Here is a 20,499-nt window from a genome sequence, read left to right as displayed (position 1 = left end):
AATATTTTAATTAGAAATGGTAAAATTAATCGCCATATTATATCTTACACGAACTGGAGTACCCCTGTTTTTACCAGGCTTCCATAATGGAGATTTTTTAATCACTTTAATCGCCTCCTCATCACAACCAAAACCAAGCCCCCTCAATACTTTAACATCTGATACAGAGCCATCCCGCTCTACCACAAAACTCACAAATACTTTACCCTGGATATTTGCTTCTTGCGCCTGATAAGGATACCTTAAATTCCGCTCCATGTATTTAGACCAGGCTTTAGCACCGCCGTTAAATTCAGGATATTCGTCTACACCACCTAAATCTACAACTGCATTCGGATCACCGGTACCAGCACCGTCTTTCGCCACACCTGTACCATTACCGTTACCTTTGGTATCAGGGATTACCAGATTGGGCGCAATAATACCATCTTGTGTTTTATCACTTATTACCGCATCCTGAATATCCTTAACAGTAGGTGGATCAGGAAGCTCAACCTTATTTACAACAACAATATTTTTTGATAAAGCAACTGTTTTTACCTTCGGCGGATCGGCTTTTGCAGGTTCGATCTTTTTCTCAGGTTCAGGAGTTTTTGGTTTCATCTGATGGATTACATCTTTTAAATCTACCACTGTTGGTGCTGTGTCTACAATTACTTCCTTTGGAAACAACTTCCCATAAATCAAGGGAGAAAAACACAACAGGATAAATAGACTACCAGCTACAAAAAGCGCCCTTGTCATAATCGACGAAGATTTAGACCTTAATTGATAAGCACCATAATTTTTGTTGCGGTCTGCAAATACAAGATCGAGCCACTCGGTTTTGTATACGTTAATGAAAGAGTTGAACATAGCTTTTATTTTTATAGCATGATGCAGCCAGATCACCAATTCCATAAAAGCGTTAAAAAATCTATTTTCTTTACAAAAAATGAAATTTTTCATCTGAAAAACATTTTTTTATTTCATTTTCAATAAAATTGATATAAATAATACGATTGTTTTACGAAAATTAATAAAATATACTATTTTTGACAAAAAACATAACAAATTAATGAAAAGCTTAAGAACCATCGCATTAAAAGAGGCTCAAAACAGAATTTCACCAGAAGTTAAAGCACCATCAGCAAAAATTTCTGACTTTTTTGGCGCTAATGTATTTGATAAGAGAAAAATGAGAGATTTCTTATCTAAGGACGTGTACGAAAAATTAATCTCCTCTATCAACCAGGGTGAATTAATTAATTCAGACGATGCCAACCAAATTGCAACTGCTATGAAAGCATGGGCAATGAGCGCTGGCGCAACGCATTATACGCACTGGTTCCAGCCATTAACTGGTACAACTGCAGAAAAACACGATTCATTTTTTGAGCCAAGTGGCGATGGAGCTATCGAGAAATTCGCTGGTAGCGCATTAGTTCAACAAGAGCCTGATGCTTCCAGTTTCCCTAACGGTGGTATCCGTAATACTTTCGAAGCACGTGGTTATACTGCCTGGGATCCTTCTTCTCCAGCTTTTATCATGGAAAGTAAAGCAGGTAAAACACTTTGTATCCCTACAGTATTTGTATCATATACCGGTGAAGCCTTGGATTATAAAGCACCTTTATTAAAAGCATTAGCTGCGCTTGATAAAGCTGCCGTTGATGTTTGCCAATATTTCGATAAAAGCATTACCAAAGTAAATGCTTCTTTAGGTATCGAACAAGAATATTTCCTGGTTGATGAGTCATTGTTCAATGCTCGTCCCGATTTATTATTAACAGGCCGCGCTTTATTCGGACACATGTCTGCTAAAGGCCAGCAATTAGAAGATCATTATTTCGGTTCTATCCCTGAGCGCGTATTCAGCTACATGGTAGATTTCGAAAACGAAGCTTTAAAATTAGGTATTCCTTTAAAAACCCGTCACAATGAAGTTGCACCATCTCAGTTTGAGTGTGCACCGATTTATGAAGAAATCAACCTGGCTATCGATCACAACCAATTGTTGATGGATTTGATGGAAAAAGTTGCCCGTCGCCACCATTTCCGTGTATTGTTACACGAAAAACCATACGCAGGCATCAACGGATCAGGTAAACACAACAACTGGTCGTTAATTACCGATACCGGTAAAAACTTATTGGCACCAGGTAAAACGCCTAAAAACAATTTAATGTTCCTTGCTTTCTTTGTAAACACAATCAAAGCCGTTAGCGAGCATGCCGATTTATTACGTGCAAGTATTGCATCAGTAAGCAACGATCACCGTTTAGGTGCCAACGAAGCGCCACCTGCAATTATCTCTATCTTCTTAGGTTCTCAATTGAACGATGTATTAGATGAGATTGAGCACTCACGTATCAGCAAAAAAATCAAAGAAGATAATGCACTTTGGTTAGGTATCCCTAAAATCCCTCAGATTTTATTAGACAATACCGACCGTAACCGTACTTCTCCTTTCGCATTTACAGGTAACAAATTCGAGCTTAGAGCTGTTGGATCTTCAGCTAACTCTTCTGCCCCGATGACGATCTTAAACGCGATTATGGCCGAGCAATTGGTTAAATTTAAAGTTGAGGTTGATAAATTGATCAAAAAAGGTGATAAAAAAGACATCGCTTTATTAACTGTGATCAAAAAATACATCAAAGAATCTAAAGGTATCCGTTTCGAAGGCAATGGTTACAGCCAGGAGTGGGAAGATGAAGCGGCAACACGCGGTTTATCAAACATCAAAACTACACCAAAAGCTTTAGATGCTTACTTAACTGAAAAATCTGCTGAGTTATTTGCTACAACAGGTATTTACAGTGCACGTGAGATTCATGCCCGTCATGAAATCATGTTAGAAAACTTCTACAAAAAATTACAGATCGAAGCACGTGTAATGGGCGAAGTGGCTAACACTGCCATTATCCCGGCGGCTATTGCTTATCAAAACTCTTTAATCGCTAACGTACAGGGATTAAAAGCAATTGGTGTAGACAGCAAAGTTTCTATCGATATCGTTAAAAAATTAACGGAGCATTTAGAAATTGTGAAAACCAATATCGATGCGATGTTAGAAGAACGTAAAGTAACCAACAAAATCGAAGATACCCGCGAGAAAGCGATTGCCTACGATGAGAAAGTTAAATCTTACTTCGAAATCATCCGTTACCATGCTGATAAATTAGAGCAGATTGTTGACGATAGCGTTTGGCCTTTACCAAAATTCAGAGAATTGTTATTCATGAAATAAGAAGGGCGTAAGCTAAAAGGTTTAAGGCGTAGGGTTTACTCTGCGCCTTTTTCATTTTAATGGTACTGCAAACCGCCAATTGAAAACTGATCATTGGTTCATTTGCCATTTGTTTATTCGTATTCCCAACTGCCAATTGGAAACTGCAAACTGTAAATTATACACTGGTTAATTGTTTAAATCGGATAACCAAATCCCCTTCATAGCGTCCTTCTGAACTTGTTTCAGGATCTGATAGAGAGTGGTAAATCCGAGCTAATTGCTTGAGCGGTGTAAAAAAATCCATCGTAAAAAAAACAACCTTTCATTTGCAATCGCAAATCTTGGTGTTCTTTGTGTCTTTGTGGTCAAATCACTTAGATGAACTCAGGTGCCTCAGGTGGTAAAACAATTGGAAAGCAATTTCAGTGCGCATCGGCTAATCCAGTCCTGCTTTCCTTTCTGCTGTAAATTTACCTCCTGATTTTTAATTCATTGTTTACAGCATCCATCCAATCAGGTTTATTTAATAAAGGCCCGTGCAAGTGCAAAACCCACCACAATGTAGAATCATAGCAAATCCTAATGTTCTTTGTGATTTTGTGGTCAAATCACTTAGATGAACTCAGGTGCCTCAGGTAGTAAAAAGCTCAGATAGCTTAGCTTTTAAAAGAGAAGCTGAAATCAATCCGAAAGCTATCGGATCAGCTTGACGGCGTATTGTGGTAAAAACTTCTGACATCGGTCTTCTGACTCCCGACTTTTTCCATTATCTTTGCGCCAACATGAGTGATAACAGGTACAATCAACGTGGCGTTTCAGCCTCAAAAGAAGATGTGCACAATGCCATCAAAAACATCGATAAAGGAATTTTCCCTAAAGCATTCTGCAAAATCATTCCCGATATTTTAGGCGGTGACGAGGAATATTGCAATATCATGCATGCCGATGGTGCAGGTACCAAATCATCTTTGGCTTACGTATACTGGAAAGAAACCGGAGATATCTCGGTATGGAAGGGTATTGCACAAGATGCCATCATCATGAATATCGACGATTTAATCTGTGTAGGTGCTACCGACAATATTTTATTATCCTCAACCATCGGCCGGAACAAAAACCTGATTCCAGGCGATGTAATTGCTGCCGTAATTAACGGTACAGAAGAAATTTTAGCCGATTTACGCGAGCAAGGCATCACCATCTATTCTACAGGTGGCGAAACGGCCGATGTAGGCGATTTAGTGAGGACCATTATCGTCGATTCTACCGTAACCTGCAGGTTAAAGCGCGAAGACATCATCAGCAACGACAACATTCAACCAGGCGACGTCATTGTGGCCCTGGCGTCATACGGACAGGCCACCTACGAAACAGAATACAATGGTGGTATGGGATCGAACGGATTAACTTCTGCCCGCCACGATGTATTTGATAAAACGGTAGCCAATAGTTATCCGGAAAGCTTTGATCCGGCAGTACCTTTCGACCTGGTTTTTTCTGGCCAAAAACAATTAACAGAAGAAATAGAGATTGAAGGATTCGGCAAAATAACGGCAGGTAAATTGGTTTTATCTCCTACCCGCACCTACGCACCTGTAATCAAAAAGATTTTAGAAGCTTACCGCAGTCAGATCAATGGTATTGTACACTGCAGCGGCGGTGCACAAACCAAGGTATTACATTTCGTTAACGACGATATTCACGTAATCAAAAACAATTTATTCCCTATCCCACCCCTGTTTAAGCTGATACAGGAACAATCGGGCACCGATTGGAAAGAAATGTACAAGGTATTTAACATGGGGCACCGTATGGAGTTATATGTGCCACAGGAAATCGCAGATAGCATCATCGAAATTTCGAAAAGCTTTAACATCGACGCACAGCTAATCGGCCGCGTAGAAAAAGCTGGGCAAAAACAGGTAACCATCGAAAGCGAAAAAGGAACATTTATTTATAATTAAGAAATACTTTCAAAAGAAAGCCTGCTGAAATTAAATTTCAGCAGGCTTTTTTTTGACTGGTTATCCACGTTCTACAAATTTGTGGAAGGTACTCTCCTCTCCATCTGCCTTTTTATCCTGATACAAAAAATCAAGTTTGTTGTCGTCAAAGGTTTTAAAAAAAGTATCCCAATCTGTTTCCTCTAAGTCTGAAGAACTGTCGCTGTGTTTTGGGAAGTGTATCCTTAAAACACCTTCACTTTTTCCCTTTGCGGTATCAGCCACTATAGCCGGTAAACCATCATGTTTTTCTGCCCATGCTTTTATGGTAGCATGATCATGGGTTTGTTCTGAACTGCTCATTTCTTTACATATTAGTTTTAAATAAATAGATCTAATATTAAAATCGCTTTACAGCAGAAATGGTTTTATTTTATTAAAAAAAATCCCGATTAAATTGACCGGGAATTTTTTGTAGCCATAATCATAATCACAAAAATGTACGCGTCACCATAGCTACGCACAAATTATACAATTTGTATTATTTAACTTTTATGGCCCAGGTATAATGTAGCCAACACCTTTTTCAGGAAAAACGTTGTAATAATTATGAAATCTATATTGCCCGTAGTCCATATAATATTCTTCAATATTTTGCCCAATTGGAATAGTATGCGTACCAGAAGGTATAATAACCTTAGCTTTAACAGGATTATCGTTGTAATAATTAATTATATTAACTGCCAGTGGACTAGAAAAAGTCATAGGAACTGTTAATGCATAATCACTATATAGTTCTATAGATATATCAAAAACAATTCTTACATCATCCGTCCCGCCCTGACTATAATTAAAAGATTCGCTTTCATTGTAATTTGCAACATATTTTATAAAAATTTGAGGATTATAAAGAAAGTTTACCCCATCAATATCTCCTTGTGACAGGTGGTCGTTGTACCACCATGTAGAGCCATCTTTTCTGGTCATTTGTGGTGAGGTGTTTCCGCCTACCCTGGCTTCGGGCACACTCGAAGAATATAACATGATTGAATTATAGTCGAAAGTGCCTATCTGAAAACCATACCTACCTTGTGCATTATAGGTAGCGTATTGATAAGTCCAATCAGAATTGATATTTGAAAAATCAATATTAATATATTGATCACGGTCAGCTCTGGTTTGCTCATGCATCAGTCCTACCGCATGTCCAATTTCATGGATGACAGTAGATTTATCGGCACCGGCAGCTAACCTAATGGATTGCTCACCCCCAATCATGCCTAATCTTGAATCTCCAGCTCCATTTTCTGGCAGTCCTGCAAAATTCACATAATTAGCCTGATTAGTTCGTTGCACAAAACGAATTGGCGTGCTGGCTTCCCAATCGCTCATCGCACCTAAGATGTCCGCACTATGCGCAGCATCATTAATCACATAGTAAATAATTCCTCCAGGCCACAACTTTTGATATTCAGCTGTAAAAGTACTTCTTGGTGTAGTTTCTTTACCATCTCCAACTTTATTGTATTCCAAATAAGCAATCTGGTCTTTTGATAAAATAACGTCACCACCAACAACATATTCGCCTTTTTTGTTAATCGCTACAGTTACCTCACCCCCATTTTTTAAATGATAGGTTATGGTTTTCTTAGGCGCTTCTTGCTGCTCTCCTTTAATTGATGTTTCTTTTTTACACGCACCTACAAAAATGAGGAGCGTAGCAAAAAGGTAATAGATTTTTTTCATGTTAAGATGTTTTTAGCGTTTAATTCAATAATTTATTAATAGCATAAACAATTAACCATTAGTTATAAAAGCGCAGGCTTAGGATTTTTTTCAATTAGAAATAAGGAAGGGGTTCGTTTATATTAAACGAAACGTGAATATTCTAATAAAAGAAGAGGTATGTCTTACAGGGAGCGCACGCATTTTTTATAATAGCTATTTGTTTTCCTTTATAAAAATACAAATCAACTATTAAGTAAATATTATTTTTACATAAGGTAGCTATTTTATTACACAAAACACTGTTTAAAACATACAAAAGATTTATTTTATCTTGATAAAAACGAAAGCCACGAATAAAAGACCGGGGCGTTTCGAAAACATTTAGTGATCTGTATCAGCTATTGTAACCTCAAAATCCGTTCACCGTACTTAATTTCTGTTTCGGAGGTGATCGCAAATTCATATTCTTTTCCTGCCGTAACGGTAAGCTTTTTACCCTTAATTTTGTAAGTACCCCTATCTGATACATCGCCACCTGGCACTATATCTGCTTTACCATCAACCATGAGTGTAACACGTATTGCACTGCTAAGGTATCCATTAGGCTTAGGTACATTGATTTCAACAAATGTTTTTTCCTCCTTTACCGTTAGCTTTTTACAAGAAGTAAAACATAAAAATAAGAGTGTTAAATAAATAAGGTTTTTCATATTCTTTTAGATTTATTGCAAAAACGTATCAAGGATAATAAATGCTACAATTTCTATTCATCATTACAGCAGTTCACTAAATTAAACACTTATTCTAAAATAAATAGTATTTAAAATAAAACCATAAAAAAAGCCCCGATCAAATGATCAGGGCTTAGCAACAAATGACTATTTAAATTAGTTAAAGAAATACTTTAAACCAATTTGTGCTGTCCATCTTGATGAATTGTAACCTGAGTTATCCTGAATCGAGAATGCATTATCTTTAGCACTTGTTAGTGTAGGAGAAAATTGATAAGTTGGAACTTTATTTGCATCTAAACCACTATAAGTTAATAATGCATAATTATCATTAGTTAAGAAATAGAATCTACCCCAATCTTTGTTAATTAAGTTACCAAGGTTATTAATATCAATTGAGAATGCTAAATGTTGTTTCGATTTACCAACTGTAACAAATAAATTTTGTTCAGCATGAAGATCGAACATATTAACAAAAGGCAAACGTGCGCCGTTACGGCCTGCGAAATTTCCTCTCTGTTTTCTTAGAGAAGGATCGTTATTGATATAACTATCAAATGCAGCTGCTTGTTCAGCAGGAGTGTAAGTTCTGGTTCCAACAGTTAATGGAACAAATTTCAATTCAGATGCTGAATTTGGAACGTACATTACATCATTATTGCTTGTTAAGCCGTCATCACCCAAAATACTGTTTCTCATCACATAAGTAAATCTAGTACCCGATTGACCTGTATAGTATATACCGATCGATGTACCACCGAATTTGAACCAATCCTTATTATAACTTACATTCACTTTGAACATGCTACCAAAGTCAAAATCTGAATTTGATAATGAAACTTGGTTTTTACCATTAATAGTTTCCATAAATCTCCATTGAGATGCATTCTGGCTACTGGTGGGTTCATTCATAACTTGAGCCCTAGTGTATGAATATGATCCGAAGATGTCTAAACCGCTTTCAAATTTCTTAGCCAATGAACCCGAGAAAGAGTAAGAACGACCTGCTCTACCACCATTGGTAATCAAATAAACATTACTTCCGTATGGATTCTGAACACCCGCCAAAGCTGGGTTGAAATCAATTTTAGTGGTAGTGTAAATTGGACGGCTTCCTGGGCCCGCTGTATTACTTGTTGATGGTAAAATATTAACATTATAATACATCGTTTGGTTGATGTTTAAATTATAGTTAGCCTCTAAACTTGCAGTAACTCCACCTGGCAATTTTTGGTCCAATGCAACATTGAACTTAGCAATTTTAGGTGATTTATAGTTTTTAGCCATAACATCCATCTCTCCAGCCGGAACTGCTGTTGTAGCTCCAAAAGCTTCAGCGGTATATTGCTTACTAGGATCTGGTTGGAAAGGAAGTGGTGTACCATTAGGTAACTTAATTGGATTTGTAGCAGTACCATTTGTGATTGAGTTACCTCCGATCAAAACACCGCTGTTTGAATACATACCACCTGGGGTTACACCAGTAAGTCTAGCTTGAAAAAGTCCAAAACCTCCACGTATCTGTGTTGTCTGATTCTCAAACGAATGTTTAATTGCAAAACGTGGAGAAAGAGAAACATATGCATTAGGTGCTTGTCCTGAGCGTGCGCCCTCTAAATTGTAATATTTTTCGATAAACCCTACAGCTGTATTGTTGAAAAAGTTATCCACTGCAGGTTGGGTTGCGTAACCGATAAGATCTGCTCTTAATCCCAACAATATGGTTGTTAATGGAGACACTTCATATTTATCCTGGAAAGCTAAAGCAACACGGTAAGTTTTAAACTTGGCGGCTGCAGCAGAACCGTCACCAGCAATGTTGTCAACTAATGAATATGAATAGTTATATTGAAGAGGTCCTTTATTCCCAACAAAATCAGCAATACTGTTGTACACGTAAGCACCATATGCCTGACGAATAAACAAATTGTAATAATCGTTGTATTCAGCATCTTCAATTAGTGATAAAGTGTGTTTTCCAGCATAAAATTTAGTTTCGTTAATTAAACTATATGTTTTTTGCTTCAACTGGTTTGCAGCACTAAATGCTTCTGTTCCAAAATTTATGTTTCTAGAACCATCTCTGATTTGAACACTTGGAAATGCATTACCTAAACCATTTCTGTCATCTAATACATTTGAGTAGGTCAACAATAAACTATTCGAAACTTTATTCGAGAAATTCGATTTTAATTCTCCAGTGAACTGGTGTGTTTTATTTGGATATAAAACTGAGTTATTTAAAAAATTAATTGCTGTTCTTGAACTGGCTGATGTACTTGTATTTTTCGAATCTATATAATTATAGAATAACGAAAAATGATGTTTAGTACTGATATTCCAGTCTAATTTTGCAGTTAATGCTTTTCTATCAACAGTAGAAGCATTATTTTCATAAGTACCTGGATCGTAACTGTAAGTATTCTTTAGGTAATCAACTAAGTTAGTGATATCTTGTTGAGTTGTTGTCCCACCAGATGCATAGTCAGCAAAATTAAATATTTTTGGTGTTTCAGATTTTTGATATTCACCAGCAACAAATAAAAATAATTTGTCTTTGATAATTGGCCCACCAAGATTTACACTATAAGTTTTTGAACTAAAGTCAGGTAATTTAGTTCTGCCAGTAGGAATTTCAATATCTGTAGGTGTTTTACCAGCTAAGTTTTGATTTTTATAAAAATAAGAAAAACCACCTACAACTTTATTTGTACCAGATTTAGTTACCGCATTTACTGATCCTCCTAAGAAACCTGAATATCTGGTATCAAATGGAGAAACATTTACTTGCAATTGGTCGATAGCGTCTACTGGGATAGGCGAAGAACTTGCTTGACCACCATTGGTACCTGTAGCAGCTAAACCAAACTGATCATTCGCTGGTGCTCCGTTGATGTTAATTGAATTATACCTGTTGTTTTGACCAGCAATTGAAATACCTCCTAGGTAATCTACTTTTGCTTGTGGCGTTTGTCTGATAAAATCGTTCAAGTTACGATTTACAGTTGGAACAGTACCCAATTTAGCTGCATCATAAACAGTAGTCGTGTTTAAAGCATTTTTATCAAAAACGGTATATCCTTTTTGACCTTTAACAACAACCTCTTGAAGATCCTGTGTCGAGGTACTAATTGTAAAGTTTACTTTCACATCGTCACCAAGGTTTGCACTAATACCTTGTTTAGTTTGCGCTTGATACCCTACAGAATTAACCGTAACAGTATATGGCCCGCCAATGTTTACGTTTGGTAAAGAGAATCCTCCGTCTGATCTTGTAGAAGTACTATATTTAGTACCAGTTGGAGTGTGAACAGCAGTAACTGTTGCACCAGGGATTGCGCCTCCTGAATCTTTAACATAACCACTAATGGTAGAAGTTGTGATTTGAGCTTTTAACCCAAAACTTGTAAGCGCAACAATAATCAAAAGTAAAATTTTCTTCATACTTTGTTTTTTAAATGTTTTTGTTGTTGAATAATAAATCTAATAGGGATAATAATGCCGCAAATGTACCCAATAAAATTTAACACATTTTAACATTCAATGTTAAATAATTATTAAGTCAGGCAAAACTTTTCAACATTTAACACACATTGAGCCTGTTATAACTTTCAGTTTATCAATACATTGATCGTACAACTAAATTTTTAACAACGAAACTTACAGTTGATTATAATTTAGATATTAAATACCGCTTAACATTGGTATTTTTCTAATAATAGCTATTAACAACAACTTTTAAAGCAAAAACAGCACGATAATTCAACTTATCGTAATTACTCATCATATTTTATTTGCATACCTTACCATTAAGTCCGAACACAGCATGGTAAATTTTAAGCAACAATATGCATCCATTGTAAATTTTACCTGCGATCTCAATATTGATCTAGCCAATTGACATTTTTTTTTTAGTTTTGAGCGATTGTTTAAGGATGACGACCCTTTAACTTTTTGTAAGGTGAAAATAGGAAACTATAAGCACGAGATTAATCTGCCCTAAGCAGAGACTCCTTTATCCGAAGATTACAGCTAATACAAAACAATTAAAAAATAAATCTCTTTAACATAGATAAGAACCCTATATCATTAAATGATATAAGCTCCGTCTGAGAGATAAAAAATAAACTAGAAAAAACAGATGAATTACGATGTTATTGTTTTAGGCAGCGGCCCAGGTGGTTACGTAGCTGCAATCAGAGCTTCTCAATTGGGACTAAAAGTTGCAATTGTTGAGCGTGAATCATTAGGTGGTATTTGTTTAAACTGGGGCTGTATCCCTACTAAAGCCCTTTTAAAAAGCGCGCAGGTTTTCGAATATATTAATCATGCTGCTGATTACGGTATCACGACTGCCGGTGCAACTGCTGATTTCGCAGCAGTGGTAAAACGCAGCCGTGGTGTTGCAGACGGGATGAGCAAAGGCGTTCAGTTTTTAATGAAAAAAAATAAAATTGACGTTATTATGGGTACTGGTAAAGTAAAACCAGGAAACAAATTAGAAGTTAAAGGTGCCGATGGTTCTCAACAGGAACTAAGTGCAAAAAATATCATCATCGCTACAGGGGCACGTTCGAGAGAATTGCCTAATCTTAAACAGGATGGTAAAAAAATTATTGGTTACCGCCAGGCCATGGTCCTTCCCGAATTGCCAAAAAGCATGGTCGTGGTAGGTTCTGGTGCTATTGGTGTAGAGTTCGCTTATTTCTATGCCACTATGGGCACCAAAGTAACCATCGTCGAGTTTATGGATAACGTTGTTCCGGTTGAGGATGAAGACGTTTCTAAACAATTATTACGCAGCCTAAAAAAAGTGGGTATCGATGTCATGACTTCAGCAAGCGTTGAAGCGGTTGATACCAGCGGTGCAGGCTGTAAGGTTTCTGTTAAAACAGCTTCGGGTATGCAGACCATCGAAGCCGATATCGTGCTTTCTGCTGCCGGTATTGTAGCCAACATCGAAAACATTGGTTTAGAAGAAACCGGTATTAAAACTGAAAAAGGTAAAATCGTTACCGATGAGTTCTACAACACATCAGTTAAAGGATATTATGCCATTGGTGATGTAGTTGGCGGACAAGCCTTGGCGCACGTGGCTTCTGCAGAAGGTATCATCTGTGTAGAAAAAATCGCTGGTCAGCATGCTGAACCATTAGATTACAACAACATCCCGGGCTGTACTTATTGCACACCGGAAATTGCTTCTGTGGGTTATACCGAAAAAGCGGCAAAAGCGGCTGGTTACGAATTGAAAATCGGTAAGTTCCCGTTCTCAGCTTCAGGTAAAGCAAGTGCTGCCGGTGCTAAAGATGGTTTTGTGAAATTAATTTTCGATGCCAAATACGGAGAATTATTAGGCGCACACATGATCGGTACCAACGTTACCGAAATGATTGCCGAAATCGTAGTGGCACGTAAACTGGAAACTACCGGACATGAAATGATTAAATCTGTTCACCCTCACCCTACCATGAGCGAAGCCATTATGGAAGCTGCCGCTGATGCCTACGGAGAAGTGATACACTTATAAGTCTTGAATCTGTAGTCGAAAGTCTATAGTCCATGATCCAATTACCAAAACCCTTTAGTTAATGCTGAAGGGTTTTTGTATTTTTAACCGATTCCCGTCTCGATACTTGATACTAATTACTTCATACTCGGCACTAATTACTTGATACCCGACACTAACTACTTGATACTATAAAAAATGAAACTCCACACCATAAACTCAGGCTTATTTAAATTAGACGGTGGTGCCATGTTTGGCGTTGTACCAAAATCCATCTGGCAAAAAACCAACCCGGCCGATGCGAACAACCTGTGCACCTGGGCCATGCGCCTGCTTTTAATTGAAGAAGGTAATCAATTGATTTTAGTGGATACCGGCATTGGAAATAAGCAGGATGAAAAATTTTTCAGTCATTATTACCTGCATGGCGATGATTCTACAGAAAAATCACTGGCAAGTTTGGGATTCAGTACAGCAGATATTACCGATGTTTTCCTCACCCACCTCCACTTCGATCATGTGGGTGGCGCGGTGATAAGAGAAAATGAAAAACTGGCACCAGCCTTTAAAAATGCCACTTACTGGAGCAACGAAAAACACTGGCAGTGGGCTGTAGAACCGAATGCAAGAGAAAAAGCTTCCTTCCTGAAAGAAAACATCCTTCCGATCCAGGAAAGCGGACAACTTAAATTTATAGCTGAAGAAGAAAATATCGAATGGCAAAAAAACATCAACATTGGTTTCGCCTATGGCCATACTGATGCCATGATGTTGCCAAAAATCAATTACAAGGGAAAAACCATTGTATACATGGCCGATCTTTTGCCTTCGGTGGGTCACCTTCCCCTACCCTACGTAATGGCCTACGACATGTTCCCTTTGAAAACCCTGACCGAAAAACAAGCCTTTTTAGAAGAAGCCGTTAACAATAACTATATACTATATTTAGAGCACGATCCGGTTAACGAGTGCTGCACCTTGCAACGTACAGAAAAAGGAATCCGCGTTGCCGAAACCTTCAACCTGAGCGACATTTAAATGATCAGGCCAGCTATACCCAGTAACGCAGAAGAAGTTGTACCCTTGATTATTCAGGCAATGGGCCCGCTTGCGCATAAATTAACCAATGTTAAAGACGATGAGCTGATTAATGAAATATTTATGCACTTTTTTAAACAGCCAGGCAATCAATACAGTTACGAAAACACCCTGGTTTTTGAAGAGAAAGGCAAAGTGATCGGATCTTTAAATGCTTATGATGGTGGAAAACTGCTCGAACTTCGCAAACCATTCCTTAATTATGTAAGTGAACATTATCATGCAATTGAGCTCCATCAAGGCACAGAAACCGAAGCCGGAGAGTTTTACCTGGATAGCATCAGTGTACATCCATCAGCCCAGGGAAAGGGAATTGGAAAACAATTGATCAAAGCCGGTATCAATTGGGCTAAAAAACTTGGCCACCATACCATTGGCCTCTTGGTAGAGCAAAATAATGAAAACGCATTCAGGCTTTACGAAAAAATGGGCTTTGTTATCCAAAACGAAAAGCAATTTATGGGCGGCTTGTATCACCACATGCTTTTTAAGATCAAATAATTAGCCTCTGGTTATCAGCTCTTCACCGCTAAACGCTTTTCGCCAAACGCTCCCCGCTAAGCGCTTCCCAAATTTATTTCCATTTTTATTTGTATTTAATCTAAATAATACCAATTTTTGTAACCGATGGAAAAAGCATGTATCGATATTAACGAACTGGTTAACGTATTCTCAAATACCCATGGTTCTATTTATCAGTCAGATAAATTAAATTGCTTTTATGTAGATTTTGGCGGCAAGTTTGCCCGCTTCAACTGCCTGTCGCTACAAAAATTGAAAAAGGTGGTAGAAGATATCGATATCGAAGCACTCCTTTTAAATACCCACAAAGCTGATTTCGAACTGGTAACCTTTAACGGTTGCGAACACATTTATCTGTTAAGTGCACTGGAAATCGTTGCCTTAAAAGATTTGTTACAGGGTACCTTTACCATGTTCAAGCTAAACCATATCATTAGCGATTGCCTTTATCGGTTGGTGTATTAGTTGGTTCATTAGCCATTAGTTCTTGATCACTGCAAACTGAAAATTGCCAACGGAGAACTTACACCCGGTTAACTGACGCCAAACGCCCTACTCCAAACGCCAGACTGATTCATTGATAACCTTAAACTGAAAATTGCCAGCTGAAAACTGATCATTATCCCCTGATCCTCAACCACTATCCGTTTCGCGTTATTCCATCATCCATCTCACCTCATCCATCTTCCTTTCTCCCTTATTTAAACTCATTACAAATAACTAGTTATCAGCAATTTAGACTAATTTCATATAGCAAATAAATTAGTTTAGCGAACAATTTCCGTTTACATTTGTAGTGTTATTAAAGTACAGAAATATGAAAGATCTAATGCGTATCAAATGTTTAATATCTCAGGATATCGAAACATTATTAAATCAGCAAATCAAAAAAGAAGCTCATTCTTCATCACTATATTTATCAATGTCATCTTGGTGCGACCAAAATGGATTCGACTTTTCAGCAGATTATTTTTTAAAGCAATCTGAAGAAGAAAGGGTACATCAGTTAAAACTGTTCAAATACGTTTTGGATATGGGCGGAAACGCAATATCTCCTGAAGTATCGGGCATCAAAACGGAGTTTGCAGGTTTTAGGGAAGTTTTCGAAGATGCTTTGGAAGCAGAGATCGCAATTACCCAAAGCTTTAAAAACATAGCTGCAAGATGTCATAAAGAACAGGATTTTGTAACCATGGAATTCTTAAACTGGTTCTTAAAAGAGCAACGCGAAGAAGAATACAAAGCACGCAGAGCTTTAGAATTGTTCGAAGTGATCGGCGAAGAAGGTACCGGAAGATGGGAAATTGATAAACATGTGAACAAAATCACCTATTCAGAAGCATAACAACAACAAAACATATATTGAAAAGCTATCCCGGTTAACACCTGGATAGCTTTTTTTTTTACTTAGAACCCTTACGGAATCGTCATTGCGAGAAGGCTTTTCCGCCGACGAAGCCTGCCTGCAGCAGGCAGGCAATCTTTACAGCAAGAAACACCAGCATGATAGATTGCTTTCCCGAAACTTCGGGATTCCTTCTCGCAATGACGATTTATATATATAGCCTGTCATTTTAGCGTTCGCATACATTCCCGGTCTGCGACGGGGATACATGAGCACAGCAATTTTGCCGCGTTAACACAACCCATTAAAACATCTGCTTAATCTGCTTTTCTTATCTTTTTGAATCTGCGGGAAAAACCTTAAACATCGTCCCCGTTTGTAACGGGGATGCACGAGAACAGCGATTTTATCGCGCTAAAATAATTCTTACCCCTTAATTAGCAATCTGCGTTTTTGATCTTTCTAAATCTGCGGGAAAAACCTCACCTCGTTTCCCGCTGATCACGCAGAAAAAGATACAGTTCTAAAGCGATTATACCTAAACAAAAAAAGATGATAAAAAGAAAAGCTCCAGTAAACTGGAGCTTTCTTAGTTTAGGTTGTTTGGTTTATGTTGATTATGAATAAGTCTTGAAAGTTTTATAAAAAAAGCGCCGTTACCAGCGCTTTTTTTAAACCAAATATATAATAATAATTAACGAGCATTACAAAAGTACGAACTTTATCCATATTAGCAAGTATTTTTATCAAAAAAATTAAATATTTTAATAAAAAAATCATAAAACACTAAAATACAGACATAAAAACTAATTTAAAAACACATAATTAGTTTAAAAATTAATTTTTATACAAAAACTTTAGTTTTTATCTTACAAAATCATAATTTAAGGGAATATTTAAGCAAAATGATAGAAGATTTTATTAAAAATTACTTTAATCATCCCAAAACTTACGATGAAATGTTCCTAAATGGTGATCATTACCGGGATCACTATTCAAATTTCATCAGCAATTTCTCTAAAGAATCGCTCGATAACCTCAACAAAAAGGAAGAACTCGCCAAAAAACTCTTCATGAGCCAGGGCATTACCTTTACGGTATACGATAGTGGCGAAGGCATTGAGAAAATCTTTCCCTTCGACATTATTCCCAGAATAATTACCTCAACGGAATGGAATTTTATCGAAAAAGGAATAAAACAGCGTTTAAAAGCATTAAATCTTTTCTTAAAAGATGTTTACAGCAATCAATTTATCTTAAAAGACAAAATTGTACCCATAAATGTAATTTATTCCTGCCCGCATTTCTTAAGGGAGATGCACAATGTAAATGTATTACACGATATCTATATCCATATTGCAGGCATCGACCTGATCAGAGACCACGACGGTACTTTTTATGTGCTGGAAGATAATCTGCGCACGCCATCTGGCGTAAGTTATATGCTTGAGAACAGGGAAATTACCAAAAGGCTCTTTCCTGACCTCATCCCGCAATGCGGTGTAAGAAGTGTAACCGAATACCCTTCCCTATTGTATAAAAACTTAATGTCGCTCTCGCCAAGGGCGGTTTCTAACCCAACAATCGTATTGTTAAGTCCGGGTATGTACAATTCTGCCTATTACGAACACACCACCCTGGCCCGTTTAATGGGTGTAGAACTGGTTGAAGGACGCGATTTGGTGGTTAAAGATCAAAAGGTATTTATGAAAACCACTACCGGACTGCAACAGGTAGATGTAATTTATCGACGTGTAGACGACGACTATCTCGATCCCCTGGTATTTAACCCCAACAGTGTATTGGGTGTTGCCGGTTTAATGGGCGCTTACCGCAAAGGCAATGTGGCCATCATCAATGCGGTTGGCAATGGCGTGGCTGATGACAAAGCCGTTTACACCTATGTTCCCGACATGATCAGGTATTACCTGAACGAAGAACCCATTTTAAAGAATGTACCCACTTACCAGTTGAGCAATCCCGATGAACTCGAATATGTATTTGCGAACATCAATAGCATGGTGATCAAAAAAACCAATGGAAGCGGTGGTTACGGCATGTTAATGGGACATGCGGCAACCGAACAGGAAACCGAAGAATACAAAATTGAAGTATTAAAAGATCCACGCAATTTTATTGCACAGCCCACCATCAGCTTATCCTCTGCCCCATGTTTTATCAACGGAAAACTGGCACCACGGAGGATTGACCTCCGCCCTTTCGCCCTGAACGGACCAGATGGCATTTCGATTGTTCCCGGCGGACTCACCAGGGTGGCCTTAAAAGAAGGTTCGCTGGTGGTAAACAGCTCGCAGGGCGGCGGCAGTAAAGATACATGGGTTTTAACTTCTTAGAATACAGAATATGTTAAGTAGAGTTGCTTCAAGCTTATATTGGTTAAGCAGATATGTTGAGCGCAGCGACGGTATGCTGCGCATGTTAAAAATAAATTACGCTTCCTCACAAGATACCATACAGGAATTTACCTGGAAGCCGGTCATCAGGATCTTTTCATCAGATGACGAAAATGAATTATTGAATATCCAGCACGACAGCCGCGCCGTGATCGAGTACCTTTTGTTAAACCGCGAAAATCCGAATTCGATCCTCAACATTGTTACCCTCGCCCGCGAAAACGCAAGAAGTGTTCAGGAGCATATCCCGAAAGATTTATGGCAATGCCTGAACGAATATTACCATACGGTTAAGGACGAAAAATTACTCTGGTATGTCCAGAAGGATGATCCCGTTACCGCTTTGGATATCCTGATCAAACAGGTGATGTTGTACAACGGAACGGCCGATAGCGCAATGGAACGTGGCGAAAGCAGAAGTTTTATGAATATTGGCAAACACCTCGAAAGAAGTATCCAGTCGGTTGATATTTTGGACATTAAATTCAGTTCCATCAGCAGCAACCCCGATCTGTTGACCGATATCTCCTACTGGAAACATTTATTGCTTTCCTTAGGCGGTTACGAACTGTACCTGAAAACCTATCGGCAGGGTTTCGATGCGAAAAACATCATCGAACTCGCCATGCTCAATGATGATTTCCCTCGGTCGGCATTGTACGCCATGAACAATATCGAAAGATACTTTAACCGCTTAAAAAGCGAAAGCAATATCATCCACTACAACAATCTGTCATTTAAGATAGGTCGTTTAAAAAGCATGATTACCTACAGCTCGGTGAATACGATGAATGAAGAACAACTGCACCATTACCTTGCCGAAATCAGGACCGAGCTTTTCGGGATCGGAAACCTGTTAAATGAATATTATTTTGCAAATTCATAAGATTATAAATTTTTAAACACAGATCAGCACCAGTCAATACAGATATTCTTCCTATTCATCTGTGATAAAATAGAACAACAGCCAATATGCCAGTTTTTAAAATCAAACATATCACCAATTACAAATACGAACTGCCAGTACGCGACAGCGCGAACCAGATTATTTTATTTCCCATTAAAGATGACTATCAGAAAGTGGTAAAACACGACCTGAATATCTCCGGAAGTCCGGAAATAGAAATCTTTATCGATTATTACGGAAATGAAGTGGGCACCTTCACCCAAAACGAACCCCATACCCAGCTGAAAATCTTTTCAAAGGTAAGTGTAGAAACTTTTGCCAAACCCCTGCCACAGGACGATATGTTCAGCAGCGAACAATGGAACAGTTTGACGGCACTGAAATATGAAGTACCCTATATTGATTATTTACGTCAGGAAAGTTTCGACGGCATTGTCCAGCTTAAAGAAACCGCTTTAGCCATTAAGGGACCTGAAGATACGCCCTACCAAACCGCGATAAAGTACTGCGCCGATGTTTTCAATAATTTCGAATACATTAAGGGGGTAACCGCAGTCGACACGACCATTAACGAGATATTGAAACTTAGGGCAGGCGTTTGTCAGGATTTTGCACATGTATTAACCGCGATGCTGCGTTTAACCGGCATCCCGGCCAGGTACGTAAGCGGCTACATCTGTCCCAACAGAGATGGCATGCGGGGCGAAGGCGCTACCCACGCCTGGGCAGAAGCCTATCTTCCCGAATATGGCTGGCTGGGTTTAGACCCTACCAATAACTGTATCGTAAACGAAAACCACGTTCGCCTCGCAGTAGGCCGGAACTTTACCGATTGCTCGCCAGTAAAAGGTGTATACAAAGGTGGTTTCGAACATATCATGGAAGTAAACGTTTCAGTGGGTTACAATGACGAAGACTTTAACGACAGCGAAACCTATTTCCAGCCAAAAGAAGTGAACTATACCAAACCTTCAGGAACCGTAACCACCGCCAGAACACAAAACAGCTACCAACAATATATGGAAGCGATGCAACAACAGCAGCAGCAGCAACAGCAGTAGTTTGGAGTCGGGCGTTTGGAGTTTGGA

At 38.3% G+C, this 20,499-nt stretch carries 15 protein-coding genes; 10 read left to right on the top strand and 5 right to left on the bottom strand.

Annotated elements, in window-relative coordinates; translation table 11 throughout:
- Nucleotides 1–6: 6 nt before the first annotated feature.
- Nucleotides 7–855 carry an energy transducer TonB gene (locus tag AC04Q1_RS19640; RefSeq protein ID WP_478366266.1) on the bottom strand — a complete coding sequence of 283 codons (849 nt, stop codon included), beginning with the start codon at nt 853–855 and terminating at the stop codon, nt 7–9.
- 202 nt (nt 856–1,057) lie between these two features.
- Between AC04Q1_RS19640 and AC04Q1_RS19635 the strand changes: the two genes are divergently transcribed.
- Nucleotides 1,058–3,232: a glutamine synthetase III family protein gene (locus AC04Q1_RS19635; protein WP_478366265.1), complete on the top strand. Its 2,175-nt coding sequence runs from the start codon at nt 1,058–1,060 to the stop codon at nt 3,230–3,232.
- 764 nt (nt 3,233–3,996) lie between these two features.
- Entirely contained in the window at nt 3,997–5,178 is a 1,182-nt protein-coding gene (locus AC04Q1_RS19630) for an AIR synthase related protein (RefSeq protein ID WP_478366264.1), read from the top strand.
- Between the two features lie 60 nt (nt 5,179–5,238).
- Here AC04Q1_RS19630 and AC04Q1_RS19625 read toward each other — a convergent pair whose 3' ends face one another.
- The 4 genes from AC04Q1_RS19625 to AC04Q1_RS19610 form a co-directional block, all read right to left on the bottom strand.
- The gene (locus AC04Q1_RS19625) at nt 5,239–5,520 is read right to left on the bottom strand and encodes a hypothetical protein (RefSeq protein ID WP_478366263.1); all 282 of its coding nucleotides are present in this window, start codon (nt 5,518–5,520) and stop codon (nt 5,239–5,241) included.
- Between the two features lie 189 nt (nt 5,521–5,709).
- Nucleotides 5,710–6,903, bottom strand: a complete 1,194-nt coding sequence (locus AC04Q1_RS19620; protein ID WP_478366262.1) for a M12 family metallopeptidase — start codon at nt 6,901–6,903, stop codon at nt 5,710–5,712.
- A gap of 380 nt (nt 6,904–7,283) precedes the next feature.
- Nucleotides 7,284–7,595 carry a hypothetical protein gene (locus AC04Q1_RS19615; protein ID WP_478366261.1) on the bottom strand — a complete coding sequence of 104 codons (312 nt, stop codon included), beginning with the start codon at nt 7,593–7,595 and terminating at the stop codon, nt 7,284–7,286.
- A gap of 177 nt (nt 7,596–7,772) precedes the next feature.
- A complete protein-coding gene (locus tag AC04Q1_RS19610; RefSeq protein WP_478366260.1) occupies nt 7,773–11,060 on the bottom strand; it encodes a TonB-dependent receptor in 3,288 nt (1,095 codons plus the stop codon).
- Nucleotides 11,061–11,757: 697 nt separating this feature from the next.
- Between AC04Q1_RS19610 and lpdA the strand changes: the two genes are divergently transcribed.
- From lpdA to AC04Q1_RS19570, 8 genes are all read left to right on the top strand, one after another.
- Nucleotides 11,758–13,146, top strand: a complete 1,389-nt coding sequence (gene lpdA, locus AC04Q1_RS19605; protein ID WP_316847982.1) for a dihydrolipoyl dehydrogenase — start codon at nt 11,758–11,760, stop codon at nt 13,144–13,146.
- Between the two features lie 177 nt (nt 13,147–13,323).
- A complete protein-coding gene (locus AC04Q1_RS19600; protein ID WP_478366259.1) occupies nt 13,324–14,163 on the top strand; it encodes an MBL fold metallo-hydrolase in 840 nt (279 codons plus the stop codon).
- Nucleotides 14,164–14,724: a GNAT family N-acetyltransferase gene (locus AC04Q1_RS19595; protein WP_478366258.1), complete on the top strand. Its 561-nt coding sequence runs from the start codon at nt 14,164–14,166 to the stop codon at nt 14,722–14,724.
- Nucleotides 14,725–14,850: 126 nt separating this feature from the next.
- Entirely contained in the window at nt 14,851–15,210 is a 360-nt protein-coding gene (locus AC04Q1_RS19590; RefSeq protein WP_478366257.1) for a hypothetical protein, read from the top strand.
- Nucleotides 15,211–15,562: 352 nt separating this feature from the next.
- Complete coding sequence (locus AC04Q1_RS19585; protein ID WP_478366256.1) at nt 15,563–16,090, top strand: ferritin; 528 nt, start codon at nt 15,563–15,565, stop codon at nt 16,088–16,090.
- A 905-nt stretch (nt 16,091–16,995) separates the two neighbouring features.
- Nucleotides 16,996–18,444, top strand: coding sequence for a circularly permuted type 2 ATP-grasp protein (locus AC04Q1_RS19580; protein WP_478366255.1), 1,449 nt, complete (start codon nt 16,996–16,998; stop codon nt 18,442–18,444).
- 10 nt (nt 18,445–18,454) lie between these two features.
- Entirely contained in the window at nt 18,455–19,390 is a 936-nt protein-coding gene (locus AC04Q1_RS19575; RefSeq protein ID WP_478366254.1) for an alpha-E domain-containing protein, read from the top strand.
- Between the two features lie 86 nt (nt 19,391–19,476).
- A complete protein-coding gene (locus AC04Q1_RS19570; protein ID WP_478366253.1) occupies nt 19,477–20,472 on the top strand; it encodes a transglutaminase family protein in 996 nt (331 codons plus the stop codon).
- Nucleotides 20,473–20,499: the final 27 nt, after the last annotated feature.

Source organism: Pedobacter humicola, assembly GCF_056490705.1.
Note: the sequence above shows the minus strand (reverse complement) of the source record. Positions and strands in the feature narration are given on the sequence as shown.